9 protein-coding genes are annotated in these 13,128 nt (G+C 46.5%); 6 read left to right on the plus strand and 3 right to left on the minus strand.

Going from position 1 to position 13,128, the window contains the following annotated elements; translation table 11 throughout:
• Window positions 1–107: 107 nt before the first annotated feature.
• The gene (locus tag U0033_RS08380) at window positions 108–1,148 is read right to left on the minus strand and encodes an NAD(P)-dependent alcohol dehydrogenase (protein ID WP_072365259.1); all 1,041 of its coding nucleotides are present in this window, start codon (window positions 1,146–1,148) and stop codon (window positions 108–110) included.
• A gap of 261 nt (window positions 1,149–1,409) precedes the next feature.
• Here U0033_RS08380 and U0033_RS08385 point away from each other — a divergent pair, with 261 nt between their 5' ends.
• The 6 genes from U0033_RS08385 to katG all read left to right on the plus strand — a co-directional run bounded on the left by U0033_RS08385 (window position 1,410) and on the right by katG (window position 7,967).
• The gene (locus U0033_RS08385) at window positions 1,410–1,556 is read left to right on the plus strand and encodes a hypothetical protein (protein ID WP_177318725.1); all 147 of its coding nucleotides are present in this window, start codon (window positions 1,410–1,412) and stop codon (window positions 1,554–1,556) included.
• Window positions 1,556–2,101, plus strand: coding sequence for a YdeI/OmpD-associated family protein (locus U0033_RS08390; RefSeq protein ID WP_072365261.1), 546 nt, complete (start codon window positions 1,556–1,558; stop codon window positions 2,099–2,101). The genes U0033_RS08385 and U0033_RS08390 overlap by 1 nt, the downstream gene beginning before the upstream one ends.
• A 93-nt stretch (window positions 2,102–2,194) precedes the next feature.
• The gene (locus tag U0033_RS08395) at window positions 2,195–3,097 is read left to right on the plus strand and encodes a lysophospholipid acyltransferase family protein (protein WP_072365263.1); all 903 of its coding nucleotides are present in this window, start codon (window positions 2,195–2,197) and stop codon (window positions 3,095–3,097) included.
• A gap of 38 nt (window positions 3,098–3,135) precedes the next feature.
• Window positions 3,136–4,167 carry a fatty acid desaturase family protein gene (locus U0033_RS08400; protein ID WP_072365265.1) on the plus strand — a complete coding sequence of 344 codons (1,032 nt, stop codon included), beginning with the start codon at window positions 3,136–3,138 and terminating at the stop codon, window positions 4,165–4,167.
• Window positions 4,168–4,224: 57 nt separating this feature from the next.
• A complete protein-coding gene (locus U0033_RS08405; protein ID WP_143150934.1) occupies window positions 4,225–5,436 on the plus strand; it encodes a VWA domain-containing protein in 1,212 nt (403 codons plus the stop codon).
• A gap of 269 nt (window positions 5,437–5,705) precedes the next feature.
• On the plus strand, window positions 5,706–7,967 hold the full coding sequence (katG, locus tag U0033_RS08410; protein WP_072365268.1) for a catalase/peroxidase HPI: 2,262 nt from the start codon (window positions 5,706–5,708) through the stop codon (window positions 7,965–7,967).
• Window positions 7,968–8,092: 125 nt separating this feature from the next.
• Here the strand turns inward: katG and U0033_RS08415 are convergent, their stop codons facing one another.
• Together U0033_RS08415 and U0033_RS08420 are read right to left on the minus strand one after the other, a co-directional pair.
• Window positions 8,093–10,459, minus strand: coding sequence for an ABC transporter permease (locus U0033_RS08415; protein WP_072365270.1), 2,367 nt, complete (start codon window positions 10,457–10,459; stop codon window positions 8,093–8,095).
• Between the two features lie 123 nt (window positions 10,460–10,582).
• Window positions 10,583–13,093, minus strand: a complete 2,511-nt coding sequence (locus tag U0033_RS08420; RefSeq protein ID WP_072365272.1) for a family 43 glycosylhydrolase — start codon at window positions 13,091–13,093, stop codon at window positions 10,583–10,585.
• Between the last annotated feature and the right edge of the window lie 35 nt (window positions 13,094–13,128).

A 13,128-nucleotide genomic window follows, 5' to 3' on the forward strand; every position in this document is an offset into this window, starting at 1 on the left:
ACCAAAAGTAATTTGAAGGCATTGAGCATTTCATCAACAAAAATTCTCGCCATCAATGATCCGAATTAAATCCGGGTAGTTTTACTTTTGGTCCAAGCTCTTTTACTTTATAAGCTACTCATATCGATTACAAACCGATACAGCACATCTCCTTTTTCCAGTCGCTCCATGGCTGTATGGATCTCCTGTATTTTGATCACTTCCACATCGGATACGATATTATGTTCCGCGCAGAAGTCCAGCATTTCCTGGGTCTGGGCCAGGCCTCCTGCACCGGAACCGGCCACCACCTTATTACCTGCGGCGAGGCTGAATGAAGGGATGGACCAGGGTTTTGCGGGCATCCCCACGTTAATGTAAACACCATTGGTTTTTAATGCGGCGATGTAAGGATTGATATCGTGATCGGCAGCTACGGTGTCGATCATGAAATGGAAGGAACGTTGTACGGATTTGAATTGCTCTTCGTCGGTAGTGACCACGAAATGATGTGCGCCGAGTTTCAAAGCGGCTTCCTTTTTCCGGGCGGAGGTACTGAGTACGGTGACCTCTGCCCCGAATGCTACGGCGAATTTCACGGCCATGTGACCAAGACCACCTAAGCCCACTACTGCAACTTTATGGCCCTTACCTACCTGCCAGTTGCGCAGAGGAGAATAGGTGGTGATACCTGCGCATAAGAGCGGTGCGACACCTTCCAGGGGCAGTGTATCAGCAATATGATGAACGAATTCCTCGCGCACTACGATGAGGTTGGAATAACCACCATAAGCGGGTGTGCCGTCTTTCTGCAGATTACCATATGTCTGCACGGGACTCACCTGGCAGAATTGCTCCTGGTCATTGCGGCAGTCTTCGCATTCCATGCAGGCATCTACCATTACACCTACCCCACCAAGATCTCCAACCTTGAATTTAGTAACATGTGCACCGGCTTCGATCACCCGGCCTACGATCTCATGACCGGGCACCATCGGGAAGATACCGGGAAACCAGTCGTTCCTGATCATATGCAGGTCTGTGTGGCATACACCACAGTATAATATTTCAATCAGTACATCATGAGACGTAAGGGCTCTTCTTTCGAAGGTCCAGGGAGAGAGTACTGTGCCGGTTTGCAGGGCGGCGTATCCTTTGGCTGCTATCATATATCAGGTTTTAGGTCAAAGTTAGGATGGGGCCATTCGGGAGAATTCAATTATTCAAAGTGAAAATTATAGTTTTCAAACAAAACAACAGGTTGCAGGGGCTTAGTAGTACAATAAGTTTGCAATGAGCCGCATGGAATGACAATGCAGGAATTCTTTGACAGGTGCCAGGAGGAGTGACCCTTCGAAAATATTTTCAGATACCCCTGACATAGGGCTGTCATATCCCCCTGATAGCTTTGTGGTATAAACCAAAAGTTAATGATCACTCAATTTGCACACTTAAACCGGATGAGCGTAGCCATCACATTTGTAGCCTATTTTATGCCGGGGGCCCGGCTGATCAGCGGTAGCTATCGCCTGGTGGGCATCCTTATTGTCAATTTGACCTTAATAGCGAAGAAGTAATGGAAGCAGTTACCTTTTGTCCGGCGAACCGGCAGGAATGGCGGCAGTGGCTCCAGGAAAACCATGAAAATGCGGCTTCTGTGTGGCTGGTTTATTACAAAAAAAAGGCGAATCGCGCTACGCTCAGCTGGAGTGAGGCTGTAGATGAAGCCCTTTGTTTTGGATGGATTGACAGTACCGCCCGGCCTATTGACGAAGAAAAATTTATGCAATTCTTCACGAAGCGAAAAGCGGGCAGTGCCTGGTCAAAGATCAACAAAGAAAAAGTAAAGCGCCTCACGGCTGCCGGGCTGATGATGCCGGCAGGCAGGAAATGCATAGCCCTGGCCCGAAAAAACGGTAGCTGGTCTATATTGGATGAGGTCGAAGCACTGAAAATTCCTGATGACCTGGAGAAAGCTTTTAAGGCCAGACGTGGTTCAAAGGCTTATTTTACAGGTTTAAGCCGGTCGGTGCAAAAAACTTATCTGCAAAAATTGGTACTGGCTAAACGACCGGAAACACGGTTAAAAAGGATTCAGGAAATAGTCAACCTGGGAGAGTGAACGAAGATCGTTTGCTCTCCTTTTATTTTTATCCTCAGAAATTATTAAATGCTATTAAATTAACATACATTTACCCCAAAACATTAACGTAAATTGTCTTTTTCGTATTACCTCCTACAACTTGTTGCTTACGGCGTAGCACGCTTACCGTTCAGGGTATTGTACCTGCTATCTGACGTAATGTATGTGCTGCTTTACTACGTTCTTTCTTACAGGAAAAAGGTAGTCATGACCAACCTCCGTACTTCCTTCCCGGAGAAGTCGGAAAAAGAACTGAAAAGGATCTGCAAGGATTTTTACCATTATCTCTGCGACATGTTCCTGGAAACATTCAAGACGCTTACCATCAGCAGGGAAGACATGGTGAAAAGGTGTGAGTTTACACCAGCTACCATCGCCCTCTTTAACCAGCTGGCGGAGGATGGCAAGAGTGTCATCCTGGTAATGGGTCACAAGGGGAACTGGGAATGGGCAGGCAATTCGTTCAGTATTCTGCTCAAACAACAACTGTATGTCATTTACCATCCGCTGTCCAACAAGGGTATGGATGCCCTGATGTACAAAATGCGGACCCGCTTTGGCACTAAACTGTATGCCATGCAGGATACTTTCCGGGAGATGGTGAAGAACAGGAAAGAGATCAATGCCACCGCATTCATTGCGGATCAGTCACCTCAGCCGGCTACGGCTCACTGGACAAGGTTCCTGAACCAGGATACACCGGTGTTTAAAGGCACTGAAAAGATCGCGCAGAAAATGAATTACCCCATTGTATACGTGGCCGTGAACAAGGTGAAGAGGGGTTATTATTCCGTAGAAGCTTCTATGCTCATCGACGAACCAACCAAACTGGGAGAAGGTGAGATCACAGATATTCATACACAACAACTGGAGCGGGATATTATCGCCCAGCCATCTACCTGGCTTTGGTCTCACAGGAGGTGGAAACACAAACGCCAACCACAACCGCAGGAAGAAGCGGTAGCAAGCATATAATTTCGATTTACACTACAACGTTAAAATTAAAACAACTTATGCGCGAAGGGAAAGACCTTATCCTGGCAACGAAACCATTTGCCAACGAAATCAGGTCCAGGAGCTGGTTCCACCTCATTACAACTTTGGGGCTGCTGATACTCGCTTTGAGTGGCACGTTGGTATTGCCTTATTTTTTAGCGAGACTGGCTGCCAGTATTTTTGCAGGATTAGTGATTGTGCGGACTTTCGTTATCTATCATGATCATCAGCACCATACCATATTACATCATTCAAAACTGGCGGATGCCATTATGACCGTTTTCGGCATTTACATCCTGGCGCCTACCAGTATCTGGAAGAGATCTCATGACTATCATCATAAACATAATTCCAAATTGTTCAGTGCCAGCATAGGTTCCTACCCTATTGCCACCAGGCAGAAGTTTGAGCAGATGAGCCGTAAGGAAAGAAGGTCTTACCTCTTTACCAGGCATCCGCTCACGATCCTGGCAGGATACCTCTCTATGTTTATGATCGGCATGTGCCTGCAATCATTTTTGAGCAGTCCGAAGAAGCACCTGGATAGTTTACTGGCCCTGGTGCTACATTTTTGTGGTAGTGCTGCGGTGATCTATTTCCTGGGCTGGCAGGCATGGGCACTGTTTATCCTGATCCCTTTTTCTATTTCCTGTTGTATGGGGGCTTACCTGTTTTATGCGCAGCATAATTTCCCGGGTGTGACTTTCAACGACAATGAGGATTGGTGTTATCACGAGGCGGCTTTGTTGTCTTCCAGTTTTATGATGATGTCACCGTTTATGAACTGGGTAACGGCGAATATCGGCTATCATCATATCCATCATCTGAATGCGCGTATTCCGTTTTATCGCTTGCCGCAGGCAATGGCGGAGATCCCGGAATTGCAGGATGCGAAGACCACCAGTCTGCGGATCAGGGAGGTTATTGCCTGTTTAAGGCTGAAGATCTGGGATCCCCAGCTAAAGCGCATGATCACCCTGCGCGAGGCCGCAGCGCTGAAAGCACCTGCATATAAAGTGGCTGGCCCGCAACCTTTAGGTTTTTCTTAACATTTATAATTATGGAAAAAGGATTTTCTGCGAATCATGGTAGAAAATCCTTTTTCCATGAGTCCGAAGTACCTTATCCCCGTTGGCACTTTTTTCTGTGCTTTGATATTAATGGGCGCTGTAAATAAACGTGCCGATGTTGTTCCCCCTCCTTCCAATATCGATTCTCCTTACACTATTGCAGATTCTCCTCATTCCCAGGCAAAGATCCAGGTAGTTTTTGCATTGGATGCTACCGGCAGTATGTCTGGTTTGATTGGCGCTGCCAAGGAGAAAATATGGTCTATTGCGGGTAGTCTTGCACAGGCAGATCCTGCACCGGCTATTGAGATTGGGTTGATCTTTTACCGTGACAGGGGGGATCAGTTTATTACGAGAAGGGTGGCATTGTCAGGCGATATGGATGATGTGTATGAGCAGCTGATGCAGATGACGGCAGATGGTGGAGGTGATAGTCCGGAGAGTGTGAACCAGGCCTTGAATGAGGCAATCACGCGGTTTAAATGGGATACGGCGGCGAGTACATATAAGACGGTGTTCCTGGTGGGGGATTGTCCTCCACATATGGATTACAGGGATGATGTGAAGTACCCGGTGAGTTGTAAACTGGCAGCGCAAAAGGATATTGTGCTGAATACGATACTGATGGGGGATAACTATAATGCGAAGAAGGTGTGGAGGGATATTGCGAATTGCAACCAGGGGAGTTTTACCCAGGTGAATATGGATGCAAATGATATACAGGTGAATACTCCTTATGATGACCAGATAGCGGAGTTGTCAGACAAGCTGGATAATAGCAGGATCTATTATGGGAATGAGGAGGAGAAAACGGCTTATTCAAGGAAGGTATCCAAGAGTAAGTACATCAGTGAGAATGTGTCATCTAATGTAAAGGCGCAAAGAGCGGAGTATAATACAACGAAGGCGGGGAAAGGGGCTTATTATGGAAAGAAAGAATTGCTGGAGAATTATAGGGATAAGTCTGTGACCGTAGGAACGATTAAAACAGAGGAATTGCCGGATGAGATGAAAATGATGACGATGGAAGAGCGGGAGGCATACCTGAAAAAGAAAGTGGCAGAGCGGGATAGCCTGAATAAAGAATTAGGTAAATATGTGAAAATGCGGCAGGAGTATATAGAGAAGGATCTGAAGCAGCGGAAGGCGGAAGACGTGGATAGTTCATTTACGAATAAGATATATAAGAGTATACAGCAGCAGACGGAGAAGAAGAAGATATATCTGAAGAAGGATGCGAAGTATTAAAGTTTATATAAGGATAGATGTAGGATTTTAATTTTAGGTTTTGATACACCCCGGGGTATTTACCCCGGGGTTATTTTTTTGTTAAATGGCGGGTGATGATTTGAACAAACCTGTTTATTTATCAGTTATTAATAGACACCCATCATATAGATATTAACTATTAAAATATAGAATATATTAATTGTGTTTATATCCCTAAAGTCCTAATTTTATCATCCTGGTAATTATAAAATAAGGTAAGCATTCATTCATACCATAAACAAAAAACAATGGGAAAAGAATCCAACGACATCAGCAAATGTCCATTCCACAATGGCAGTATGAAAAACACAGTTGCTGGTGGCGGCACCAGAAACCGTGACTGGTGGCCCGATCAACTCAAGCTCAACATTCTCCGTCAGCAATCGCCTTTGTCTAACCCTCTCGGTGACGAATTTAACTATGCCGAAGCCTTCAAAAGCCTGGATCTCGAATCAGTAAAGAAAGACCTCCATGCCCTCATGACCGATTCCCAGGATTGGTGGCCAGCCGATTTTGGTCATTACGGACCTTTGTTCATCCGCATGGCATGGCATAGCGCAGGTACCTATCGCGTTACAGATGGACGCGGTGGTGCAGGTTCGGGCCAGCAACGTTTTGCGCCGCTCAATAGCTGGCCGGACAATGTAAGCCTGGACAAGGCCCGCAGACTGCTCTGGCCTATCAAACAAAAGTATGGTAATAAGATTTCATGGGCTGATCTGATGATCCTTACCGGTAATATCGCACTTGAATCTATGGGTTTCAAAACCTTTGGCTTTGCGGGCGGTCGTGTGGATAAATGGGAACCTGATGAAGATGTATACTGGGGTTCTGAATCCACCTGGCTGGGCGGTGATGTGCGCTACGCACACGGTTCAGAAGGTGCTGAAAAAGATCATGGGGTATTGGTATCTGATGATAAGGCGGATGGTGATATTCACTCCCGCTACCTGGACAAACCACTGGCAGCTGTTCAGATGGGTTTAATCTATGTAAATCCTGAAGGGCCGGATGGTAATCCTGATCCGATTGCAGCTGCCAAAGACATCCGCGATACCTTTGCTCGTATGGCGATGAATGATGAAGAAACAGTGGCACTCATTGCAGGCGGGCACAGCTTCGGTAAAACCCATGGTGCAGCGACTGCTGACCATGTAGGGAAAGAACCTGAAGCTGCCGGCATCGAAGCACAGGGCCTGGGATGGAGTAATAGTTATGGTACTGGTAAAGGTGCTGATACGATTACCAGTGGTCTGGAAGTAATATGGACAAAAACGCCTACCCAATGGAGTAATAACTTCTTTGAAAACCTTTTCGGCTTTGAATGGGAACTGACCAAGAGCCCTGCAGGTGCGCATCAATGGGTAGCAAAAGATGCAGATAATATTATCCCGGATGCATTCGACAGTGGTAAGAAACATCGCCCTACTATGCTCACTACCGACCTCTCGCTGCGGTTCGATCCGGCATATGAAAAGATATCAAGGAATTTCCTGGAAAACCCGGATGCCTTTGCCGATGCTTTTGCAAGAGCATGGTTTAAACTCACGCACCGTGATATGGGTCCAAAAGCGCTTTACCTTGGCCCGGATGCACCGCAGGAAGACCTGCTCTGGCAGGACCCGATTCCGGCTGTAGATCACGAACTGGTGAATGATGCTGACATCGCAGCGCTGAAAGAAAAAATACTGGCCTCTGGTCTCAGCATCTCTGAACTGGTGTCTACGGCATGGGCTTCTGCTTCCACTTTCCGTGGTTCTGATAAACGCGGTGGTGCCAATGGTGCCCGTGTACGTCTTGCACCACAGCGCTACTGGAAAGTAAATAATCCTACCCAGTTACAAAAGGTATTGGATGTATTGGGAACTATTCAGAAAGAATCTGCGAAAAAGGTATCTATTGCTGACCTGATTGTACTGGCAGGTGGTGCTGCTATTGAAAAAGCAGCGAAGGATGCCGGACAGGATATTACCGTGCCATTTACCCCAGGTCGTATGGATGCAACACAGGAACAAACAGATGTGGAATCTGCAGGTTACCTGGAACCGGTCGCAGATGGCTTCCGTAATTATCGCAAGCATAAATCATCCGCTTCTACTGAATCATTGTTGATTGACAAAGCACACCTGCTTACACTGACAGCGCCAGAGCTGACGGCATTGCTGGGCGGTTTGCGTGTAATAAACATCAATTACGATGGCTCAGCGGATGGCGTATTTACAGCAACTCCGGGTCAACTGACCAATGACTTCTTTGTGAACCTGCTGGATATGAATACGGCATGGAAATCAGTATCTGCAGACCAGGAATTGTTTGAAGGTACGGACCGCGCTACCGGTAATGTGAAGTGGACGGCTACCCGCGCAGACCTCGTATTTGGGTCTAATGCAGAACTGAGAGCGATTGCTGAAGTGTATGGCAGTGCCGATGGTAAGGATAGGTTTGTGCAGGACTTTGTGAAGGCCTGGACGAAGGTGATGAACCTGGATCGGTTTGATGTAAAAAAATAGCTTTTAAGTTTAAGAAGAGGAGTTTGGATCAAAAGTAATTTGGAGGCATTGCGGGCTTATGAAAAGTGGATTAGATCCGGGAAATTACTTTTGATCCAGGCTCCTCTTTATTTGCAGTAAGGCATTCACTCTGTTCTAAGGCTTTTAACAGGGTTTGCCAAACCAGCAGTGATTGCTTTATGGCCTACGCTGACTATAACAACCAGCACTGACAGTAGTATGGCATACAAAAATATATCCCACCCTATTGAGATATGGTACTGATAGCCTGTGAGCCAATACGCCATATAATAATACCCCAGCGGTGCTGCTACTAAAAAAGCCAAAACAGACAGCCACATAAACTCTTGCAGGAACAGCTGTACGATTTGCTGCACAGAGGCCCCCAACACCTTTCGAATACCGACCTCCCGGGTCTTTTGCACCACGAGGAATGATACCAGCCCATACATACCCATGCAGGAAATAAATATAGCAACCAGGGTAAACAGGTGAAATAACCTGTTGACTAATATTTCAGTACTATAAAAACGGCTCACTGTTTCATCTATGAAGGTGGGTTCAAAAAGGCGGGAAGGCAATTGTTCATGAAATAATTGCTCCAAAACCGGCAGCTGTGCCAGATCCATTTTCACCGCCATCTTAAAAAGATTGCCTGGTTTCGATGTCATCAACATCGGTACGATCTTATCTTTCAAAGGAGCATTGTGATAGTCTTTCAACACTCCTACAACGGGGATCAGCGGGTAACTGGTATCGCCCAGTCTCAATCGTTTCCCGATAATGTCTGCAGGATTCTTAAACCCTAATACCTTTACTGCGGTTTCATTCAGTATTACCTCATTTGCATTGCGTGGGAAATTACCTTCCTTCAGTTGCAAACGAAAGGTTTTTACATAATCAGTATCCACATTCCTATAAGTGATCTCAAAACTCTCGGGATGAATGTTATTTTCAAAAGTAATGTAACTCCCTCCTGGTCTGAGCACTGCCGGAGGCGCATCGCAAAGTGTGACGGATTGTATACCGGGTAATTGCTGCACCTGGCTTTTCAGATAATGATAGCCATCCTGTTTCCAGGGCAGCTCCAGTAATACAATAGCATCTTTATCAAAACCCATCGGCTGATCTCTGAAGAATTTCATTTGCCGGGATACGACCAGGGTGCCTATAATCAATAACTGGGCAATAATAAACTGCGTTATAATCAATCCCCGGCGTAGTGAGATACCTCCCGCCTGCTTCATGATCTTCATCGGGTTCAGACGGGATAATATGAGCGCCGGATATACGCCAGCCATCAATGTGATCACCAGGCCCAGGATGATGATAAATAAGATCGTCGCAGGGCTTAATATCTGCATTGTGACGGGCTTGTTCAACCATTCCCGGATTTGGGGCAATGCAAATGCTGCCAGGATAACGCCAGCTATTACAGCCATGCCTACCAGCAATGCCGTTTCTTTCATAAAGAGTGCAAATAACTGGCGCCGGTTGCTGCCCAGGGCCTTCCTCACGCCCACTTCCTTTGCGCGCGTGATAGACTGTACCGTAGAAAGATTGACAAAATTAATACATGCCACCATCAGCAGGAACAAGCCTATCAGACTCATAGCTGACAGCTCTCCATATGACCAGCCGGTATCTCCATAACGATCAAAGGTGGTATTGAAATGGATGTCTTTCAGTGACTGGAAATAACTGGAATCGCGGGTATTTGAATTAGCAAATAAGGGGGTATAATGCCGTGCTACAAAGGCTGGCAATTGGGCCTCCATATTCTCTATTTTCTGATGCTTTCCCAGCAGGAAGTAACATTGAGAGGAGAGGATGAAATTATCCCATTTCAATGGATCATTAAAAGAGCTCGTCCACCAGGTGCGGAGTGTGGCATAAGACAAAACAACATTCAACGAAATATCTGTATTTCCGGGAGGATTTTCCAGCACACCTGTGATACGATAAGGTTTGCGTTCATTTCCTTCCAGCACCACTTTGCCTATCGCGTTTTGCCAGTTACCGAACCACTTCTCCGCTATACTTTGGGAAATAGCAGCTGTGTAGGGTTCCTTCAACGCTGTTTTTGGATCGCCTGCCAGCCAGGGGAAATCGAAGATTTCAAAGATCTCCGGCTCTGCAAAGTAAACCAATGGCGCGCTGAAAAGCTGATCTCCAATCGCAAACTGATATCGCCTATCTCTATACATCGCAGCCACCTTTTCTGCCTGGGGGAATTCTCGTCTCAGCGCATCTGACATAGGCAGGGGCGAGCAGCCATCGTAGTCTATTCGCCCATCCCGGTAAGTCTCTGTCGATACGACTCTGTAAATTCTATCGCGTTTGCTGTGGAAAGTGTCAATACTCAGTTCATGGCGGATCAGGATGAATAGCAACAGGCTGGCAGCAATACCTACTGCCAGCCCGGTTGTATTAAGTAAGGTGAACATTTTCCGTTTTCCGAGACTGCGGAACAGCCATTTCAAATGGGTCATTTCTGAAACTTTAGAAAAAGACGTTGTACAAAAATGGAGCAACTTTATAAGTCTCTGATTCACAATAAACTCCTTTGTTATAACTGTCCATTATTGAACAGGAAAACGTTCCATCATGAACGCCTAATTTTTCACCTTGCAATTTAGTAATCCTGTTCCCGTATCAGTAGAAATATTAAAATTATCAAATGTCATATTAGCGGCATGCACGCGCAGCCCTGCCTTACCGCTGATAAACGGATTCGGATCAGTGTATGTTATAACAGGTGTGAGCATATCATCCAGGTAGATCTTAATATCCGCACCATTGATCACCGCCCTGAGTTTGTAAGATTGTCCTGCTGTCAATACCTGGCTTTTATACGCGAGGGTTGTCCAGTTGTAATTCTCTTTACCAAACACAATACCCCCTGCTTCTATACCTGCATAATAGCCCTGTTGGTAATCAGAACTGGTAGCGGTTGATTGTCCAAACTGCTCTGCTGCCGGGTTACGCGTACGGAAAATCAAGCCACCGTTGCCAGAGGATGGACAGGTGACATCTGCTTCTACGGTGTAATCCGTCCAGCCTACATGGCCCATGGTTCTCTTGCCGAAGCCATTAATGCCGGCTTTCGCAGCTGTTACGCCCCATGGACCATTGTCGTAATTCCATAATGCAGCAAAATTACCTGCATCGAAATTGTCAGCGCCACTGGGTACGATCGTGCTTCCTGTTTCAAATTTCAGGCTGGCAAAATCAAATTCTCCTTCTACCGTTTCTAACCTGAGCGTGTGATAGCCGGCGGGAAGCTGCAGGTTCTTTAATACAGCGGTACGCCAGGTCGTCAAGGCACCGGTGGCAGGAATGGCAATGATGCCGGATATATCAGCCCCATCACAGTATACCCGTAATTTACAGGCAGTGTAGGTAGTTGCATATCGTAAGCCCAGGTGGTAGGGGCCTGCTGCCTGCACGTTCACGTTGTAATTGTACCATTCACCTGTTTGATTCCAGCCAATATTCTGTCCGCCTTCCTCACAATCGCGGATATCAACATTATCTGTACGGTATCTGCCACCGGTATTACCGGCGGAAAGGTCGTGGTAAGCGACTCCTTCCCCACCCTCATTGTAATGCACGGCGGGTATGGTGCCGGGAACGGGTTTGTAAAAACTAAATACACCACTGCCATTAACCTTATTGCTAAAAGCAGTGTAACCAAAATCTGCATGATCGCTATAGGTAGTGACCCCAATTTTACCACCAGTTGCGATATTGGCTGTACGTGTAGATTTCAGCATACCATCGATATAAATCCTGAAAGTTGCGCCTTCTTTTTCTACCCGGATCACGTGCCATTTCTGGTAGTCGTACCCGGGAGGAAGGGCAATGGCATTGACACCGATGGAGGTTCCGTTTACTTTGATATCTGTCTCCAGTGTGTTGTCGTAACTACTTAGCAGGGCAGTACCATAGGTATTTTCATCGATGTAGGAAAACACAGCGCCAAAGCGGGCAGCATTGGCACCTCTGCCCATTTCCTTCATATTGAATTCAGCGGTATAATTTGCAGCACTGGTTGCGGTGTTGATTTGTTTGTACCAGGTAGCAGTCGTTTTCGTATCCTGCCACATGAGTTCCTGGTTGTAGATACCCCATGTACCGCCATTGATATTCGTCCAGTTGCTACCAATATCCGTGCGGTCAAAGCGATCATAGCAGGTAGGCAGCGCAGGTGTAGGCTGTGTCCAGTTGGTAGGGCCATATACCTGTATCCTGTCGCCATTGAAGCCCATCGGATCGATGTTTAATTTCCGGTTTGGGCCCACAATACTGCTTTGTCCGAGCAGGTTATGATAGGTGATGTACCAGCTGTCGAGGTCAGGACCAATAAAGGAAGTGCTATGGCCCAGGCCAAAGAAAGTACCTTCGGTGTTCAACAAAACCGGGTTGTTAGCAGCTGCTGTATAACTCCCTAAAGGGGTGGTAGCAGTAGCATAGTTAACCCGGTAACCTTTACTGAATACATGATTGCCGGTGTAGGTCAGGTAGTATGTGCCATTGCGTTTGAACAGGGTAGAGCCCTCGGTCCATCCGTTCAGATTGGCACCGCTCAGGGTAGTTGCGGATCCGATCAACAAAGGACTGCTCATCGTAGATCCCTGGATACCACTGCCACCAGCATTTGTAAAATACATAGCGGCATTGTCATCAATGAACACAGAACCATCGATAGAATGGCCCAGGTTAGCTGTCTGCAAAGAGAAAGGACCTGTAGGGCTATCAGCGGACAAGACATAATGCCCGTTGCCTGCTGGTGAGGTATACATGTAAAAAGTGCCGTTCCAGTAAATGACTTCAGGGGCATAGGCACCTTTGGAAGTCGTAAGGGATGCAGGCACGGCCAGCCCTTCGTAGGTCCAGCTGGCCAGATCCCAGCTGCTCCAGCATTTTACGCCACTCTGATCATCGCGGGTACTACAGTACAGGTAGAACTTACCCCTGAATTTAAAAATGTAAGGATCACCGATACCGTATTCACTCCATTCGTCAGAAAGGGTACGTGGATTTGTAATCTGGCAAAATGTTTGAAGGGAACAGCAAAGAAAAAAAATCAATAACGTGACTTTGAGGGAATTCATGTTGGCCATAAAATATAGGATTTGTACGATAAATTATGGAATTT

The sequence above is a fragment of the Chitinophaga sancti genome, from assembly GCF_034424315.1.
In the GTDB taxonomy this organism is placed as follows: domain Bacteria; phylum Bacteroidota; class Bacteroidia; order Chitinophagales; family Chitinophagaceae; genus Chitinophaga; species Chitinophaga sancti.